Here is a 17,114-nt window from a genome sequence, read left to right on the forward strand (position 1 = left end):
TTTTTATGATTGAAATACGCCGTCCTCTTTCAGCTTTTTCAGACTGATCGGAAGCACCGAATCTTTCATAATGAAACTGAATTTTTTATTTCGGGGGAGATTTTCCGGCAGTTCGCTGAACAGCACCGGCCCTTTTGTTTCAAAATAGTCAGCCTGTTTTTCAAGCTTTTCAATATCGGCAAAATAAATATTCTTCACGATTACCTTTTCCCTGCCGAGAACTTTATACTGTCCGACGTACTTCAGATGTCTTACCGCGGCGCCGGTTTCTTCTTTCACCTCGCGCAGGGCCGCTTCCTCCGCACATTCCATCGGCTCCACTTTTCCGCCCGGAAATTCAAACCCCCGGTCTTCGTGCTCAGTCAAAAGCCACTTATCTCCGTATCGGCATATGACCCATACATGCTTCGGGCTGTCTGAAAAAGGCTGGTGTTCAAAGGAGAGCTGAACAGTATTCTGATAATAGTCTTTAAACTCGTACATGTTTATCCCTCTAATCCGTTCCTTCATATCTTCCATACATCATACCACAGTTGCGTTTGTTCGGAAGCCCTTTATCAAAAATTCAGAGGAAAACCATCATACCCGCTAGTATAGCCTCCTTTGAAGCAAATGTTACGGTTTGCGCTTGAATTTATTTTTCAGGGTATCCAATAGGTCGACGAGCACCTGCGGAACCGGGATGCCCAGCGAGCTTGCCGTTATCACGATCTGAACCGATTCGTATAAGATATAAAACATAATAGCCAAATTACGGATAGCGCCTTCTGAATGAAGCAGCTGATCAAAAAAATGGCAAACTGAGACTAATGCCAGGGTCACGATTTTTTTGACCAGCCGCGCAAAAAGCTTTCTTGCGCTCAGCTGCTGCAAAAGAGATTCTTTTAAGCTTGTACTGATAAACTCAATCGCCATGACCGATAGCAAAATCAGAAACGAATACTGAAAACCGCCAAAGAAAAACCCCGCTGCCGACACGATCACTGCAAAAAACGAAAAGATGCCAAAGTCTTTGCCCACTTGATCCAACATCCTTTCACAGAAACGGCCTTACATTATTCTATGAAAAGTGAATGGAACGGACTGGATTTTTCAGAAAAATGGACAACACCTCTCTTCGGCAGCCAAATAAAAGACCGAGTGCTTTATAGCCCCGGTCTTCCCTTGTTGATTATCCTAAATACGCTTTCAGCATCCAATTATGTTTTTCGATATTCTGGTGAATGGCAAGCAGCATATCTCCGGTCGTTTCGTCTCCGACCTCATCTGCGAGATCCATGCCGCTTTTCAGCTCTTCCGCAATGACAGTGAAATCATCATAAATGTTCTGTACCATTTGTTCTGCGCTCTCATTGCCTTCCGCTTCTTTTATAGAAGCAGTCTTCAATGATTCCGTCATTGTGCCGATCGGCTTGCCGTTCAATGCCAGCAGACGTTCTGCCAGATCGTCAATATATGTAGCCGTTTCGTTATACAGCTCCTCGAACTTTTCGTGCAATGTGAAAAAGTCCTTCCCTTTGACGTACCAATGATAGTTATGTAATTTCACATACATGACCGTCCAGTTTGCAACTTGTTTATTGACCGCTTCCAATAGTTTTTCTGACATGCCTATCTTCCTCCTTTGATTTACTATTGATATACCCTATATATCGTGTGTTAAAACATAAATTTTTAGCCCTTGATTTTACGGATGGAAAATATGTTATGATTTGTTAAAAAGGAGGGATTTCATGCTGCTTCTTCTGAGCTTCGGCTTTCTTATCGTGCTCGCCGTGCTGCTTTTATCCATCTGGTCGACTGTAAGAGCTTATAACGTAAAACATACGATTGACCCGCCGGAGGACGCATCAAAAGGCTTGACGGATAAAAACAATCCTTAATGATGATGCGTCTGTTCCTCATGGCCGGAGGAATCATCGGCAGCTTCAGCATCCCCGACACGCACTTTTACAGTCGGCATATTATGCTGCTGTTTTGCCGTTACGTGGGATTGAACGGTATACACACCCTCTTCATCAAATTCAGTCCGCAGGTGATACGCCCCTTTTTCCTCCTTGGCCTTGCTTGTTTTGCTGCTGCCTTTTTTTCCTTCTTTCCATACTTCAAACATGACTTCATCCGCATCCGTGACACGCTTGCCGCCGTAAAAAACCTCCGCCTTGTATTCCGTTTTTTCATGCAATGCTGCCTTTTCCGGTCCTGTAAGCTTGACCTCAAGCGCTTTAGGCTCCTCATCCGCGGCGGTTTTGTCCGAATTGCCCCCGCAGGAAGATAATAGAAATACCATACCGCACATACCTGCCAATACAGCCCGTTTCATCCCATCACTCCTTCATGTTTGCTTCTATTTTAGCAAACGCTTACACATAAGGTGTGACATTTTTTAGAAATATGTAAAAAAGCCTTTTTGCATGTCAGCAAAAAGGCCTGTTTTTTATCCGAACACTTTCAGCAAATCTTCTTTATCTTGTGACAGCCAGAAACGCATCAGCCGTTTCGCGCCTTCTAAATCATGAAGTTTCGCCTGGCCGCACTGTTTTTCGTTGGCCGCCGGAATCTCCGTAATATCGATGGCTTCTTTCAGCGTAGCGTCAAGCAGGTCTACAATTTCTTCCGCTGTCGGCTCGCCGCTGACAACAAGATAATAGCCTGTCTGGCAGCCCATCGGTGAGATATCTATGATGTCGAAGTGATCGTATTTCTCAGAATGTGTGCGAATCGTAAACGCAAGCAAGTGCTCAAGCGTATGAATCGTATCCGGCTTCATCGCCTGTTTGTTCGGCTGGCAGAAGCGAATGTCAAACTTATTCACGACGCCGTCTGTTCCGACTTTATGCACTCCGCAATGTCTTACATACGGAGCCACAACCGCATTATGGTCTAGCTCAAAACTTTCTACTGAAGGCATAATGGCACTCCCTTTTTTTCAGAATATGCATCCATTATAACACAGTTTTCCGATAAGAATTGTGGCGGAAGCTTTTCAATCTGAAATTTTTTTTCTATACTAGCATCAGAAAGGTGGTTTTTTAATGAAAACCATAATGATTGCGCTCATCCGCGGATACCAGAAGTTCATCTCTCCGCTGACGCCGCCGTCATGCCGCTTTTATCCGACGTGTTCGCAGTACGGAATCGAAGCCGTCAAGACTCACGGCGCATTAAAAGGCGGATGGCTGACACTGAAGCGGATTTTAAAGTGCCACCCTTTTCATCCGGGCGGTGTTGATCCCGTACCGGACAAAAAACAAAAACATTAGTCCATATGCTGGTAGCCGTCGATCACCAGATCAAGTTTACCGGTTTCAGGATCAATCACCAGACCGTGCACCGGGACATTGTCAGGGAATAGCGGATGGTGTTTAATGACGTTTACGCTGTCTGTAACACTCGCTTCTACTGAATCAAAGCTTTTCAGCCATTGATCAAGATCAACACCTGAGTGCTTCAGCATGTCAATCCGCTCTTTCGGAATACCGCGGTCGATAATTTTATCAAGCATATCCTCGCTGTTGATTTTGCTCATGCCGCAATCATGGTGGCCGATAACGCAGACTTCATCAGCGTTTAATTCGTATACGGCCACTAAAAGGCTGCGCATGATGCTTCCGAACGGGTGGGCGACAAGCGCGCCGGCACTTTTAATAATTTTCACATCGCCGTTTCGCATGTTCATCGCATGCGGAAGCAATTCTACAAGACGTGTGTCCATACAGGACAAAATCGCCATCTTTTTATCCGGGAATTTAGATGTTTGGTATTTTTCATAATCTTTGTTTTTAGTGAACTGCTCATTAAATTGCATGATATCGTTTAGAAGACTCATCTTGGTGTTTCCTTTCTGCTTTTTTATTCACAATATAACATAAGGCGGAGCATTTCGTCACTCCCCGCACGAGATGATAAAGTGCTCAATAAATAAGACAAACCCTATTGGGCTTGTCTTATTTCCCCATATTGTATTTTTTGTTGAACTGTTCGACTCTCCCGCCTTTTTCGTTGAATTTTTGGCGGCCCGTATAAAACGGATGCGTATCTGAGCTGACTTCCACTTTAATCAGCGGGTATGTTTTTCCGTCTTCCCACTCTGCCGTTTCCTCTGACGTTTTCGTAGAATGGCTTAAAAAGCGGTAGCCGCTGTTCACATCTTGAAAAATCACTTGGTGGTTATCCGGATGAATATCTTTTTTCATGGTGATCTCCCTTTCTCAAATCGTAATAATTACGTTTTATTCTAAACCTTAAATAGGCGCTTGTCAATCATATATGCCCTGATCCCTTGATTTCTAAACCCTGCACATATATGGAATCGGAAGAATAATCTAATCGCTTCAGCAAATAATATAACCACATTACATAAAACGGTAATTTAGAAAGGCGGTTTATGATCGTGGATGATTTAGTATTAGCCAGAAGTCTGTTCGGGACAACCATGGGCTTTCATATTATTTTTGCGACGCTTGGTGTCGGCTTGCCTCTGATGATTTTAATGGCCGAATTGATTTATCAAAAAACAAAAGATCCGCATTATGCCATTATGGCGAAAAGGTGGACGAAGGCGCAGGCTGTTCTGCTCGGCGTGGCGATACCGACCGGAACGATCGCGGGTACACAGCTTGCCCTTTTGTGGCCCGGATTCATGGAGGTCATCGGCAGGGTGATGTCACTTCCGTTTCAGATTGAAATTTATGCTTTCTTTATTGAAGCGCTGTTTATGTCCATTTATGTCTACGCCGCTGACCGGCTGACCCCGGCGATGCGCATCATTGCCGTTATTTTCGTTTTGATCGGCGCCGCGGCATCCGCCGTCTTAATCACAAATGTTCACGCATTTGAAGGAACGCCGGCCGGCTTTAAAATTTTAAACGGCAAAATCACTGACGTCGAACCGTGGGCAGCGTTTTTTAATCCAAGCTTTTTCACCACCGCGGGCCATGTCGTACTGACGGCTTTCATGACCGGTGCATTTATCGTCGCGTCAGTTGCGGCTTATAAAATGCTGAGAACGAGAAAACAGGAGCAGGTATACCGCTTTCACCGAAAAGCGCTGCTGCTCGCTTTAACGATCGGCGGGATATTCTCTATTATTGCTTCTTTAAACGGTCACGAGTCAGCCCAGCTTCTTTACGAATACCAGCCTGAGAAGCTTGCGGGCGCAGAAGGGCTGTTTGAAACTAGATCACACGCTCCGCTTGCGATCGGGGGTTTTACTGATGCAAAAGAAGAAAAAGTAAAATGGGCGATAGAAGTGCCGTGGGCTTTAAGCTTTTTGGCCGCAAACAGCTTTGATACCGTCGTCAAAGGATTGAACGCGTTTCCTAAAGACGAATGGCCGCCTTTATTCATCCATACACTGTTTAACGGAATGGTCGGCATCGGGATGCTGCTCATTTTGTACTCCATCATCGGCATCGTGTGGAGAAAAATTTTAAAGAAAGACAGCTTTCCGACTTGGCTTTTGATTTTATTTTTAACCGCAGGACCGCTCAGTCTGATCGGAATTGAATTCGGGTGGATATTCGCTTGTACGGGGCGGCAGCCATGGGTGATTTACCATCTCCTGAAAACGTCTGATGTCGTCACGACAACCGGTTCAATCGGTTTGCTGTTCATCCTGTTCACAGTGGTTTACGCCATTTTGGCAGCCGCAGTCATTTATGTGCTGCTTTATTATTTCCGCAAACATCCTGTTGAGGAGGATGTAAAAGCGGCGGAATCCTAACAATAGAAAGGGCTGAATTGAAATGGACATTACCATGGATGCTCTCATTGCGATATCAATCGTATGGGGCTTCGTGTTTATCTACGCGGTCATGGCAACGATGGACTTCGGAGCCGGCTTTTGGTCGATGATATATTTAAATAAAGAACAAACAAAGGCGACAAACATCGCCAACCGTTATTTGTCCCCGACATGGGAAGTGACCAACGTCTTTATCGTCGCGATCGTTGTCGCCCTATTCAGCTTCTTTCCCGGGGCAACCTTCGTGCTGGGAACCGTTTTATTGATCCCGGGAAGTATTATTTTGCTGCTCTTAGCCATCCGCAGCGGCTTTCTCGTCTTCTCCAATACGGCGAAGGAAAGAAAAATCATGAGATATATCTCCGGAATTTCAGGCTTCATTATTCCCGCTGTGCTGATTTTGGTCCTTCCGGTCACACACGGAGGGTTTATTGAGAAGACGGGCGGAGTGTATCAACTGAATTTGGCAAATGTCTTTACAAGCCTTAATGCGTATGCGTTTATCGGCTTTGCCATTTTAAGCACTTTATTTTTATCTTCACTGCTTCTGGCCGATTTTTCAAATGTTGCGGAAGAGGAGCATGCGTACCGCATCTACAGACGGAGCTCTTTAATAACAGGGCCGCTGTCGCTTCTGTTTGCCTTCTTCATTATGCTGACGTTACGCTCTGAAGCCGGCTGGCTGTATACGGGGATGATGAAAGACAAGACATGGCTCATTCTGTCTGTCATTACATTTATCATTGCCGGCGTGGCTCTGTTTTTGCCGAATAAGCGCTTCGGCCGCAACCTCGGCAAACCGAGAATCGCCATGATCGCCATTGCGCTTCAATACTTTTTGGCAAGCTATGCATACGGACGGGCTCATCTTCCTTATATGATTTATCCGGATATTACGGTCATGTCAGGATTTACGGAGCCGGCAACCTTCAGGGCGCTGTTTATGACGTATATCGTCGCTTTCATCATTTTGTTCCCCGGGTTTTATTTCTTCTGGAAGCTCTTTATGAAAGACAGACGTTATATCCGCCAGGAGGAATAACAAAAATCAGGGCGGCTCATACTAATGGCGTACCTTTTATCTTGGAGGGGAGCCAGCATGGACCAAAAAATTCTGTGTGAAGTCAATAACTGTTCATATTGGGGCAGAGGAAACAAATGCACGGCCGACGCTATTTATGTGGTCAGCCATACAGGCGAAACCGCTGAAAAAAGTGAAGAAACGGATTGCAAAACCTTTAAACCGCAAGATTTATAAAAGAAAAGAGCTGTTTTATACAGCTCTTTTTCATTTCCGCCGCAAGCCTCCCTGAGCCGGAGAAAACCGCGCGGATGAGAAGCATGGCAAAAAGGCGGTTCGGCGGCAAATATAGGCGGCAGACGGTACAATCAGTATCGCATTCATGACAAGCTCAGAATTTTTTATCAAGATGTACATGTTTGCCCCAGCCGGAAAGCAGCACCTGCGTTGTAAAGCCAGCACTGTTTGAAGAATAAAAAAATCATCGCATCCGCCTATTAAAAAAACCGGCTGATACAGCCGGTTCAAACGGGGGAAGGGGTGATAATGAACAGCTTCAATATAACAGCAGCATACAGGCAGCTCAACTCGCTGAAATGTCTTTTTATCAGTTGTTTGTCGTAAAAACGTCCATTTGGGTGACGTATTTTCTCATTATTTCCTGATTGACTTCAACACCTAGTCCGGGACCGTCCGGGACAGAGATGAATCCCTCTTCGATACGGATGTCGGGAGTGACAATATCCTCCTCCCAGTATCGGTCTGATGAGGAAATATCACCCGGTATCGTAAATTGCGGCAGCGAAGCAAGCGCGACTGTCTGCGCTCTCGAAATGCCGGTTTCAAACATTCCGCCGCACCAAACCGGCATGTGATGCTCTCTGCATAAGTCATGTATTTTTAATGCCTCTGTCAGGCCTCCTACACGCGCCGGTTTTATGTTAATGATTTTACAGCTCCCAAGCTCAATCGCCCGCCTTGCGTCATCATAAGAGCATATGCTTTCATCAAGGCATACCGCGGTTCTTAAGTGTTTCTGCAGGTGGCGGTGATCGACAATATCATCTGCCTGAAGCGGCTGTTCTATCATCATGAGCTGGAATTCATCCAACTCTTTCAGCCTGCTGATGTCTTTCAGTTCATAAGCCGAGTTGGCATCCGCCATCAGCGGCACGTTCGGAAAACGGCTGCGGATGGCTCTGACCAGATCAACGTCATGGCCGGGCTGAATTTTTATTTTTATACGTTGATAACCTTCTTTTACGTATTGCTCAATTTCCCGAAGCATCTCATCAGCCGAAGCCAGACCCACCGCCACGCCGGCGGGCACTTTATCTCTTTTGCCCCCTAAGGCTTCTGCGAGAGATATCCCCTTTTTCTTGGCATATAGATCCCACACGGCTGATTCAAGCCCCGCTTTTGCCATGCGGTTTCCTTTGAAACGCGCGAGACTGTCAGGCACTTCTGACGGATGGAAAAACGCGCGGCCTACGACATTTGGGATGAAAAAATCTCTCAGCATATGCGCGCATGTCTGAATCGTTTCTTCTGTATACCACGGAGAAGAAAACGCGGATACCTCCCCCCAGCCGGTTCTCCCGGTTTCATCGATCGCTTCCACGATCAAAAATTTACGATCCTGCAGCGTTTCAATACTTGTTTTAAACGGTTTTTTCAGCCTCATACTTACATGATAAAGGGTGATTTTTTCAATCTTAATCATGACAATTCTCCTTTACGAAGCTCATTCAGCCGATGCCTCATCAGTTTATTGGACGCGTTCCGCGGGAGCCCGTCAACCTTGAAAAAAGCAGCCGGTATTTTATATTTTGCAAGCCGCTCACGGCAAAAGGCGGTCAGCTCCTTAGAACTGACAGAAGAAGTCAGCACGAGAAAAGCATGTGGCACTTTCCCCCACTTCGGATCTTCGGCTCCCGAAACACCGGCCTCCGCTACAGCCGGATGGGCAAGCAGCGCCGCTTCCACTTCTGCGGGGTAGATGTTCTCTCCGCCTGAAATGATGAGGTCCGACCGCCTGTCCAGCACGTATAAAAACCCTTCATCATCCAAATAGCCAAGATCGCCCGTTTTAAACCATCCATTATGAAAAGCGGCCTGGTTCGCGTCGTCACGATGATAATACCCTTTCATTACATTCGGGCCTTTCACCGTAATTTCACCATGTTCAAACGGCGCACAAGGGTTTCCGTCTTTTTCAATTCTAATTTCGCATGAAAACAGCGGTTTACCGGCAGAGCCGAGCTTGTCCATGCTGAATTCCGGAGAAAGTGTGACAATCTGTGAGCAGGTTTCAGTCAAGCCGTAAGATTGGAATACCGGAAATTGTTTCCTGCGGCATTCTTCAAGGAGCGGCAGCGGTGCCGGACCCCCGCCAAGCAGAATGCAGCGCAGTGATTCAGGACATTGTTCAGTTTCCGCAAGCAGGCCCGAGAGCATGGTCTGCACCGCTGAAATGATCGTGACCTGATGGGAGCTGATGCTGTCCAGCACATCAGTGACAGAGAATTTTTGATGAAGCACGACGGGCATGCCGTAAATGACCGACTTAAACAGCGCAGACAGACCGCTGATATGAAACAGCGGCAGCGCAATAAGCCAGCGGTCCCGCTCCGTGACCCCCAGATTCAGCGCAGACGATACAGCGCTGGAATAATGATTACCGAAAGTCTGCTGCACCCCTTTCGGCCTTCCTGTTGTTCCTGACGTATACATAAGAGTCGCCGTATCATCAAGCGTTACATAAGCTTCCGGCTCCATGTCACCCGCCTCTTCAGCCTGCAGCTCGTCCACATCTGCGGTGGCGACCGCAGATTCATATTCTTCGCGGCAAAAACCGTCCTCCGTCAATAAAAGCTTTGCCTGTGAATCTTCGAGCTGAAACAACCGTTCCTGTTTTGAGAGCTTCGTATTCAACAGCACAGCTTCCGCCCCTAATAAGAAGCAGGCGTGAACGGCATAAACCATTTCCGGTCTGTTAGAAAGCAAAATCGCGGCCCTGTCTCCTTTTTTAAGCGAGCAGTATTTGGACAGCCGCGCGGCCATTTGTTTAGAAGCATGATATAATTCTCTGAATGTCATCTGTTTGTTTTCAAATATGAGAGCGATTCTCTCCGGTGTCAGCTGAGCCCTTTGAGTGAGCCAATTCGGCTGTTCTGTCAGCATGTTATCATCTCCGAGGTAAAAGTACTGTTTTTGAAAAGAAAACAGCTTGGACCAGAGCGGCTCAAGCTGTTTCGTAGTGTCATCTGATCACGGAAAACGAGGGAATTGACCGAAATCGGGACTGCGTTTCTCTTTAAAGGAATCACGGCCTTCTTTCGCTTCGTCAGTCGTGTAATAAAGAAGCGTTGCATCTCCTGCAAATTGCTGAATTCCGGCGAGGCCGTCTGTATCAGCGTTAAATGCCGCTTTAAGGAAACGAAGGGCTGTAGGGCTTTTCTCAAGCATTTCTTCACACCATTTAATTGTTTCCTCTTCAAGTTTCTCTAATGGGACAACCGTATTGACAAGCCCCATGTCGAGCGCTTCCTGCGCGTTGTATTGACGGCACAGGTACCAGATTTCACGGGCTTTCTTATGTCCGACGATACGCGCCAGGTAACCTGAGCCGTAACCGGCATCAAAGCTTCCCACTTTCGGGCCGGTTTGACCGAAAATCGCGTTATCGGCCGCAATCGTTAAATCACAGACGATATGAAGCACATGGCCTCCGCCGATGGCATAGCCTGATACCATCGCTACGACCGGTTTAGGAATCACACGGATCAAACGCTGAAGATCAAGCACATTCAGACGCGGGATCTGATCGTCTCCGACATATCCGCCGTGACCGCGGACTTTTTGGTCTCCGCCTGAACAGAATGCTTTATCTCCCGCTCCCGCAAGAATGATGACACCAATATTGGAGTCATCACGCGCACAAGCAAACGCGTCAATCATTTCTGATACCGTCTTAGGAGTAAATGCGTTATGTACCTCCGGGCGGTTAATTGTTATTTTTGCAATACCGTTATACGTCTCGTACAGGATTTCATCGTACTGACGTTCACTTTTCCATTCTGCAGCCATTGATATGACCTCCTTCATTTTTGCCTGAGTCCGGCCGAAAAGCTATTTTCTTTATGCTTTACAAGCCGTATAAAAACTCACTTACTATCTTACCAAAAATTCGCGGCTGTTCCACATGTACCGTGTGCCCCGCCTGTTTGACAACCTCTATTTTACTTGATGGGAGCAGGTTATGCACCTTTTGATTAATAGCGCAAAACTTTTCATCCCATTCACCGCATATGAGCAGGACGGGCGCCTTGATGCGGTGTAATGCCTCCCACCAGGAAGGCTGTGAGCCTGTCCCCATTCCGAGCAGGCTTCCTGCAAGTCCGGACGGATTATTCTTCAGCCTGCCGGCACGGATGGACGCCTTTACGCTGTCCGGCAGAGAAAGCTGCGTGGCAAACAACGGAATGCTCTCCCAATAATCAACAAACGATGTTATACCTTCCCGCAATATAAAGTCAGCAAGCTTCCGATCTGACTGAATCCGTTTTTTGCGTTCCTGAAGCGTGCTGAGGCCCGGGGTTGTACTTTCCAAAACAAGCGCTGACACCCGATGCGGAAATGCCTGTGCAAAGGAATACGCAAGTCTTCCCCCCATAGAATAACCAATAAGTTTCACTTTGTGAAGTTTTAATTGATCAAAAACGGCGGCAAGGTCCGCAACCTGCCGGCTCGCACTATACCTTGCCGCTTGCACAGGCGCGTCTGTCTCCCCGTGACCCAGGCAGTCAATCATCACCATTCGCTCGCCGGGAAACATGCCGCGTAAAAACATCCATGATTCTTTGCTGCCCGTAAATCCATGCAGACAAACAATAGCTTCAGACGATTCGTGTCCGTGTCCGCTATCAGCAGCACGATAGCATACGCCGTCGGCCGTTTTAACTGTTACAGTTTCCATTCTTTTTTCACTTCCCGCACTGCGGCCTGCAGCAGATCGCGATGGAATTGAACTCTTGATGTCCGATCTGTTTTCAGCTCGATTATATGAAGTCCGGGCTTGTCCGCCTGCGGCTGATACGCATCCTTAAATGCTTCCCATGTCTCAGGACAAGTATACGTCCCGCCGTACAGTGCGGCGGCATGCCGGAAATCAAGACCCGTCGGCGTACCGAACAGTTCTTCAAAATGAGTCTTATCAGATGCCTGCGGCAAAAACGAGAAAATCCCGCCGCCATCATTGTTTATTAAAATAACCGTAAGCGGAATTCCAAGTTTTTTAGCCGCTAACAGCCCGTTTAAATCATGATAAAACGATAAATCTCCAATGACAAGCGTGACAGGAGCTTTTGTACCTTCACACAGTCCCATAGCCGAGGAGACAACTCCGTCAATGCCGTTAGCGCCGCGGTTGGCATAAACACGGAAGGAACGATCTTGTTTTTCAAAGAAAGTATCCACGTCGCGGATCGGCATGCTGTTGCCGACAAAAATCGAACTGCCTTCAGGGACAAGGTGCTGAAGCTGACGATATACATTTCCTTCAAATGATAAATCATCCATGCTCGCGGCCTGTAAATGACTCCGGAACCGGTCATTGACAAATTGCCATTTCTCAAGCCATCCGGACGGCCGTTTTCCGGTTTCAGCTGAACGGACCGCTTCCAAAAACACAGACGGATGGCAATGAATCATATGCGCGCCGGCCTGGGTGGGATCTCTCCATCCTCCGTCTTCATCGACGATAAACTGCTCAATGGCAGGATCGTCTCTGAGCCATAAAAAGAGCGGTTTGGAAACCGGCATCGGACCGAAGCGGATCACAGCGTCAGGGCGCAGCGCCTCTTTTATTTCTTCATCTTTTAAGAACGAGTCATAAGCATCAATAATCAGCGTCTTATCATGCTCCCCGTTTCGGAGGTTTGAAAGCGGATCAGCCAAAATCGGGAACTGAAGCATCTCGGCAAGCGCGATGATTTGCTGCTTTTCTGCTTCACCGTGAATTTCGCCGCAGACGATCATACCTCTTTCGGTACCCGCGAGACGCTCTGTAATATGACAGAGAGAGTCTTGATCAGCTGACTGAATCCCTGTTGTGACTGAGACGTGCTTCCCCTTTCTCATTCTTTCAAAAGGTCCGGCTGATAAATCCGGCATCAAAGGCTCTCTGAGCGGCACATTGATATGGACTGGCCCCATCGGGCGCTTCCCGGCTTCACTTACGGCTCTGCCGGCCAATGTTCTGATATAGCTCAGCATTTGAGGTTTTTCCTCAGGAAGAGCTGAGTCTGTGAAAAACTTAACAAAGTTACCGAACAGAAAATGCTGGTTAATCGCCTGAGGCGCCCCCACTTCCCTTAATTCATGAGGCCGATCAGCAGTCAGGACAATAAGAGGCACTCTTGAATAATGAGCTTCAATCACGGCCGGATAGAAGTTAGCCGCTGCCGTTCCTGACGTACAAATCAGCATGACCGGACGCTGGCGGGCTTTTGCAAGACCGAGTGCGAAAAAACCTGCAGATCGTTCATCAATCTGTATATGGACTTGAATATCCGGGTGGGCCGCCGCCAAAACCGCCAGGGGAGTTGACCTCGATCCCGGGCAAACAACCGCGTCGGTGACACCCGATAGCGCGAATTCATCAATAAAGCTTCCGATATAATGTGTAATCGGGTTTGTCAAAGCCTTTCACCTCCTAAAGCAGAGATCATCGGCTTTAGTTTAATTTGTGTTTCTTCATATTCTGATTGCGGATCTGAATCTTCAACAATGCCGCAGCCTGCGAAAAGCCGCGCACTTTTGCCTTCAATCAGCCCTGATCGGATAGCCACGACAAATTCTCCGTTTTCCCTGCCGTCCATCCAGCCGATCGGAGCCGCATACCATCCGCGTGTCATCGGTTCAATATCAGCGATAACTTCAACAGCTTTCTGCTGAGGAGCTCCTCCCAATGCCGGAGTGGGATGCAGCTTTTCAATTAAATCAAACAGCGAAGCGGACGTTTTCAGATGGCCTGTGATCGGCGTATATAGATGCTGAACACTTTTTGTTTTATATAATTGCGGGCCTGCAGGCTTTTTCACATCACTGCAGCTCGACAAGAAAGAATCGTGTATCATCTTAACCACAAAATCATGTTCCGCGAGATTTTTTTCGTCATGCAGCAGCTCTTTGCCGAGACGGTCATCTTCTTGTTGATTTTCTCCGCGCTTAATTGAACCTGCCAGACAGGTGGACATAACGTCTTTGCCTGATTTTTTGATCAGCCGTTCCGGTGAAGCGCCGACAAAGCATTTATCTCCCTGCTCAATCGCAAAAACATAGCTTGTCGTTTGGTCCGTCAAAAGCTTGCGGACAACGCTCTCCGCCGGAATAGGCCCATCATATGACAAAACGACTTCCCTTGCCAGCACGACTTTATCATATTGATTTGCCTTCATATCATTTGTTGCTGTTTTAATGGCTTCAAGCCAGTTTTCCACATCAAGTTCTTCCGCTTTTGTTAAAACAGGATATTCTTCATACTCAATTGAAGAAACTGCAAAAGCTTCTGAAAAAGATTTCAGACGTTTCAGCGTATCTTCTGCCTGATTACCGTCTGCCGCCCATTGATTGACGGTTAAATAATCGCCATCTGCCGTCTTTGTCAGCATGAGTGAAGGGATAAAGAACAGTCCTTCTTCAAACCCGTTCCATTCGTCTCCTCTCTCTTCAGCGGGATTAAATGAAAAACCGCCGAATAAGACAGGGCCGACCGCGGTATGCGCCGCCTCTTCTTCTTCATGAATATGAAAAGCCGTCTTTTTAAAGCGCTCCCATTGTTCAAAAACGTCGTGATAACGTTTTCCATTTTTTTCATTCGATTGGAACAGCGCTTCTGTGCCAAGACCGACTATTGTTAATTCACTACCGGGTTCTGACCAAAAAAATCGTTTGCCTTTATATTTTTTTGCTCCGTCTTTGAAAAATGATAGAGGGTCTAAAGACGCAATACGTCTTGAATAGCTCAATAAGACAGCATGGTTGACTTGTTTGGCTTTATGTAATGCATGATCTGCTTCCTCTCGGAACGTATGCTGCACCGTTGTCACCATGAGACATTCCTCCATAATCCGTTAAATGCTTTTAATACAATACACCTGTGATGAATTTGTGTCAAACACACAGATTTGAGCACGACAAAATGCCTGCATTTCTTATTATAAACCTTTTTGCGCAAATGAATAAAGAAACAAACTTGAATTTTCTTTCCCCACTCTCGGCAATCACTGTATCCTTTTACTTCCTCGTGGGAAAATGACTATTTTTATCCACCATTTTTCTGCGTAAAAACGTTCATACTAACAGTAAGCATCACATAGAAACGAGGGATTGATGTGCTTACAAACGAACAGATCACACACTTAAAAAAAGAATTGGAAGAAGCCAGAGATGATATTTTAAGCCGCTTTAAAGAAAATGATCAATTTCAGTTAACTGATGAATTCCCGTATCAATCATCCGGCGAATTGTCTTCCTATGACAATCATCCCGGCGATCAGGCGACCGAATTATACGAGCGGGAAAAAGACCTGGCTCTGCTCGACCATGAAAGGGAGCACCTTCGCGATATTGATTACTCTCTGAAACAAATTGAGAACGGCACATACGGCACTTGTGAAGTCAGCGGCAAGGACATTCCTTATGACAGACTCGAAGCTCTGCCGACGGCTACGACATTGGCGGAATATTCCTCGCAGGATGCCGTTTCCAAAGACAGGCCGATTGAAGAGGAAACACCGTTCGGACAGTTTGAATTTGATGATGATGAATCAATCCGGGCGGCTTACGATAGTGAAGATGCTTATCAGGATGTTGAGGAATACGGAAACTCAGAAACGCCTCAGGATTTAGAAGATCCGCCGCTCAGCTATGGTGATATGACAATGAACTCAGAAGAAAACATCGGCTATGCTGAGGATTATGAAAACTTTATCGCGACAGATATTACCGGAAAAAACATTTCCGTGTATCCAAGCAAGGCACACGAAAAATATGAGCAGGAACTGGACGAAGAAGGAATTATGACGACCTTTGGCGACCTTCATGCTGATTAAAACCCCGGCAGGCCGGGGTTTTTGAATACAAATAATTGGTTTGCTGCATTTTCACACCGAAAACTCATACACTTAATGGTGCATGAACCTTTTGAACGGTTTAATCTTTCCAAGAAAGGGAACTAACGTATTGACATTGAATGACGGAGGGAACAAATGAAAAAGAAGTATATCGGTGCGATTATTGTATTTATCATTACATATGTCTTGTTTTCTTTAGCAGGGTTTCTCTTTCCCATCGACCGGGAATGGTACGACGCGCTGCAAAAACCTGACTGGACGCCGGGCGGATCAGTGATAGGCATCATATGGGCGGTTTTGTTTGCGCTTATTTCGCTCTCAGCAGCCTTAATATATGCAAAGTTTTCATGTAAAGAATCCAAAGCTTTTTGGGTGATGCTCCTCATCAATTATATCGTGAATCAAGGATTCAGCTATTTTCAATTCACACAGAAAAATTTGCTTGCTGCATCTATCGATTGCCTGCTTGTGGCTGTGACAACACTCATTCTGTTGCTCATTGCCGGTAAATACAGTAAAGCTTCAGCCTGGCTTCTGGTTCCTTATTTATTATGGAGCGCTTTTGCCACATACCTGTCTTTTACCATTTACGCTATGAACGCATAATAAAAAACCTTGCATACTATGCAAGGTTTTTTTAATGACCCGTACGGGATTCGAACCCGTGTTACCGCCGTGAAAGGGCGGTGTCTTAACCGCTTGACCAACGGGCCTTATGGCGGAGAAGGAGGGATTTGAACCCTCGCGCCGCTTACACGACCTACACCCTTAGCAGGGGCGCCTCTTCAGCCACTTGAGTACTTCTCCGTATGGCTCCACAGGCAGGATTCGAACCTGCGACCGATCGGTTAACAGCCGATAGCTCTACCACTGAGCTACTGTGGAAAAATCATCATGGTGGGCCTGAGTGGACTCGAACCACCGACCTCACGCTTATCAGGCGTGCGCTCTAACCAGCTGAGCTACAGGCCCATGACAATATAAAAATGGAGCGGGTGATGGGAATCGAACCCACGACATCAGCTTGGAAGGCTGAGGTTTTACCACTAAACTACACCCGCATGTTGTTTGGGGCGATTGATGGGAATCGAACCCACGAGTGCCAGAGCCACAATCTGGTGCGTTAACCACTTCGCCACAACCGCCAAAACAATATTAAATTAAATGGTGGCTCGGGACGGAATCGAACCGCCGACACACGGATTTTCAG

At 46.7% G+C, this 17,114-nt stretch carries 20 protein-coding genes and 7 tRNA genes (1 of these 27 cut by a window edge); 7 read left to right on the forward strand and 20 right to left on the reverse strand.

From position 1 onward, the window contains the following. Positions 1-3: 3 nt before the first annotated feature. The 3 genes from ytkD to L3V45_RS14340 all read right to left on the reverse strand — a co-directional run bounded on the left by ytkD (position 4) and on the right by L3V45_RS14340 (position 1,609). Complete coding sequence (gene ytkD, locus L3V45_RS14330) at positions 4-483, reverse strand: RNA deprotection pyrophosphohydrolase (RefSeq protein ID WP_003152244.1); 480 nt, start codon at positions 481-483, stop codon at positions 4-6. A 132-nt stretch (positions 484-615) separates the two neighbouring features. Further along, positions 616-1,020 (reverse strand): phage holin family protein, encoded by a 405-nt coding sequence (locus L3V45_RS14335; protein ID WP_003152243.1) that lies wholly within the window; start codon positions 1,018-1,020, stop codon positions 616-618. Between the two features lie 151 nt (positions 1,021-1,171). Next, the gene (locus L3V45_RS14340; protein ID WP_003152242.1) at positions 1,172-1,609 is read right to left on the reverse strand and encodes a Dps family protein; all 438 of its coding nucleotides are present in this window, start codon (positions 1,607-1,609) and stop codon (positions 1,172-1,174) included. 124 nt (positions 1,610-1,733) lie between these two features. Between L3V45_RS14340 and ytzI the strand changes: the two genes are divergently transcribed. Beyond that, entirely contained in the window at positions 1,734-1,883 is a 150-nt protein-coding gene (gene ytzI, locus L3V45_RS14345) for a YtzI protein (protein WP_003152241.1), read from the forward strand. Here the strand turns inward: ytzI and L3V45_RS14350 are convergent. Together L3V45_RS14350 and L3V45_RS14355 are read right to left on the reverse strand one after the other, a co-directional pair. After that, on the reverse strand, positions 1,880-2,323 hold the full coding sequence (locus tag L3V45_RS14350; RefSeq protein ID WP_015387819.1) for a FixH family protein: 444 nt from the start codon (positions 2,321-2,323) through the stop codon (positions 1,880-1,882). The two genes, ytzI and L3V45_RS14350, sit on opposite strands and share 4 nt — an antisense overlap. Positions 2,324-2,437: 114 nt before the next feature. Then, positions 2,438-2,911 (reverse strand): S-ribosylhomocysteine lyase, encoded by a 474-nt coding sequence (locus tag L3V45_RS14355; protein WP_003152237.1) that lies wholly within the window; start codon positions 2,909-2,911, stop codon positions 2,438-2,440. Positions 2,912-3,035: 124 nt separating this feature from the next. On the opposite strand from L3V45_RS14355, the gene yidD reads away from it, so the two are divergent. After that, positions 3,036-3,263 carry a membrane protein insertion efficiency factor YidD gene (yidD, locus tag L3V45_RS14360; protein ID WP_003152235.1) on the forward strand — a complete coding sequence of 76 codons (228 nt, stop codon included), beginning with the start codon at positions 3,036-3,038 and terminating at the stop codon, positions 3,261-3,263. On the opposite strand, the gene L3V45_RS14365 is transcribed toward yidD, so the two are convergent. Next, the gene (locus tag L3V45_RS14365) at positions 3,260-3,829 is read right to left on the reverse strand and encodes a beta-class carbonic anhydrase (protein WP_003152233.1); all 570 of its coding nucleotides are present in this window, start codon (positions 3,827-3,829) and stop codon (positions 3,260-3,262) included. The two genes, yidD and L3V45_RS14365, sit on opposite strands and share 4 nt — an antisense overlap. A gap of 118 nt (positions 3,830-3,947) precedes the next feature. Next, a complete protein-coding gene (locus L3V45_RS14370) occupies positions 3,948-4,196 on the reverse strand; it encodes a type B 50S ribosomal protein L31 (protein WP_003152229.1) in 249 nt (82 codons plus the stop codon). A 197-nt stretch (positions 4,197-4,393) separates the two neighbouring features. Between L3V45_RS14370 and L3V45_RS14375 the strand changes: the two genes are divergently transcribed. The 3 genes from L3V45_RS14375 to L3V45_RS14385 are packed head-to-tail and all read left to right on the forward strand — an operon-like array spanning position 4,394 to position 7,004. After that, on the forward strand, positions 4,394-5,725 hold the full coding sequence (locus L3V45_RS14375; protein WP_003152226.1) for a cytochrome ubiquinol oxidase subunit I: 1,332 nt from the start codon (positions 4,394-4,396) through the stop codon (positions 5,723-5,725). Between the two features lie 22 nt (positions 5,726-5,747). Then, complete coding sequence (locus L3V45_RS14380; protein WP_015387818.1) at positions 5,748-6,788, forward strand: cytochrome d ubiquinol oxidase subunit II; 1,041 nt, start codon at positions 5,748-5,750, stop codon at positions 6,786-6,788. Positions 6,789-6,845: 57 nt separating this feature from the next. Next, complete coding sequence (locus tag L3V45_RS14385; protein WP_003152224.1) at positions 6,846-7,004, forward strand: DUF1540 domain-containing protein; 159 nt, start codon at positions 6,846-6,848, stop codon at positions 7,002-7,004. A gap of 370 nt (positions 7,005-7,374) precedes the next feature. Here the strand turns inward: L3V45_RS14385 and menC are convergent, their stop codons facing one another. The 6 genes from menC to L3V45_RS14415 form a co-directional block, all read right to left on the reverse strand. Next, a complete protein-coding gene (gene menC, locus L3V45_RS14390; protein ID WP_014305634.1) occupies positions 7,375-8,490 on the reverse strand; it encodes an o-succinylbenzoate synthase in 1,116 nt (371 codons plus the stop codon). Next, the gene (locus L3V45_RS14395; protein ID WP_236837045.1) at positions 8,487-9,950 is read right to left on the reverse strand and encodes an o-succinylbenzoate--CoA ligase; all 1,464 of its coding nucleotides are present in this window, start codon (positions 9,948-9,950) and stop codon (positions 8,487-8,489) included. The genes menC and L3V45_RS14395 overlap by 4 nt, the downstream gene beginning before the upstream one ends. Positions 9,951-10,037: 87 nt before the next feature. Next, complete coding sequence (gene menB / locus L3V45_RS14400; protein ID WP_236837047.1) at positions 10,038-10,856, reverse strand: 1,4-dihydroxy-2-naphthoyl-CoA synthase; 819 nt, start codon at positions 10,854-10,856, stop codon at positions 10,038-10,040. Between the two features lie 58 nt (positions 10,857-10,914). Continuing rightward, positions 10,915-11,745 carry a 2-succinyl-6-hydroxy-2,4-cyclohexadiene-1-carboxylate synthase gene (gene menH / locus L3V45_RS14405; RefSeq protein ID WP_224988727.1) on the reverse strand — a complete coding sequence of 277 codons (831 nt, stop codon included), beginning with the start codon at positions 11,743-11,745 and terminating at the stop codon, positions 10,915-10,917. Further along, a complete protein-coding gene (gene menD / locus L3V45_RS14410) occupies positions 11,733-13,469 on the reverse strand; it encodes a 2-succinyl-5-enolpyruvyl-6-hydroxy-3-cyclohexene-1-carboxylic-acid synthase (RefSeq protein WP_044053555.1) in 1,737 nt (578 codons plus the stop codon). The genes menH and menD overlap by 13 nt, the downstream gene beginning before the upstream one ends. After that, the gene (locus tag L3V45_RS14415) at positions 13,466-14,881 is read right to left on the reverse strand and encodes an isochorismate synthase (RefSeq protein ID WP_003152215.1); all 1,416 of its coding nucleotides are present in this window, start codon (positions 14,879-14,881) and stop codon (positions 13,466-13,468) included. Before L3V45_RS14415 ends, menD begins: the two co-directional genes overlap by 4 nt. A 282-nt stretch (positions 14,882-15,163) precedes the next feature. On the opposite strand from L3V45_RS14415, the gene L3V45_RS14420 reads away from it, so the two are divergent. Next, positions 15,164-15,883 carry a TraR/DksA C4-type zinc finger protein gene (locus L3V45_RS14420; protein WP_003152213.1) on the forward strand — a complete coding sequence of 240 codons (720 nt, stop codon included), beginning with the start codon at positions 15,164-15,166 and terminating at the stop codon, positions 15,881-15,883. A gap of 156 nt (positions 15,884-16,039) precedes the next feature. Continuing rightward, positions 16,040-16,510, forward strand: coding sequence for a TspO/MBR family protein (locus L3V45_RS14425; protein WP_014305638.1), 471 nt, complete (start codon positions 16,040-16,042; stop codon positions 16,508-16,510). A 35-nt stretch (positions 16,511-16,545) separates the two neighbouring features. Here the strand turns inward: L3V45_RS14425 and L3V45_RS14430 are convergent. The 7 genes from L3V45_RS14430 to L3V45_RS14460 form a co-directional block, all read right to left on the reverse strand. Further along, positions 16,546-16,617: transfer RNA gene (locus L3V45_RS14430), tRNA-Glu, on the reverse strand. 3 nt (positions 16,618-16,620) lie between these two features. Then, positions 16,621-16,711 (reverse strand) — tRNA-Ser (locus tag L3V45_RS14435). Positions 16,712-16,714: 3 nt separating this feature from the next. Beyond that, positions 16,715-16,789 (reverse strand) — tRNA-Asn (locus L3V45_RS14440). 10 nt (positions 16,790-16,799) lie between these two features. Beyond that, positions 16,800-16,876 (reverse strand) — tRNA-Ile (locus L3V45_RS14445). A gap of 15 nt (positions 16,877-16,891) precedes the next feature. Continuing rightward, positions 16,892-16,965: transfer RNA gene (locus L3V45_RS14450), tRNA-Gly, on the reverse strand. A gap of 8 nt (positions 16,966-16,973) precedes the next feature. Next, a tRNA-His gene (locus tag L3V45_RS14455) sits at positions 16,974-17,049 on the reverse strand. A 20-nt stretch (positions 17,050-17,069) separates the two neighbouring features. Further along, positions 17,070-17,114 (reverse strand) — tRNA-Phe (locus tag L3V45_RS14460); it runs 31 nt beyond the window's last position.

Source organism: Bacillus sp. R45 (assembly GCF_021729365.1).
In the GTDB taxonomy this organism is placed as follows: Bacteria; Bacillota; Bacilli; order Bacillales; family Bacillaceae; genus Bacillus; species Bacillus velezensis.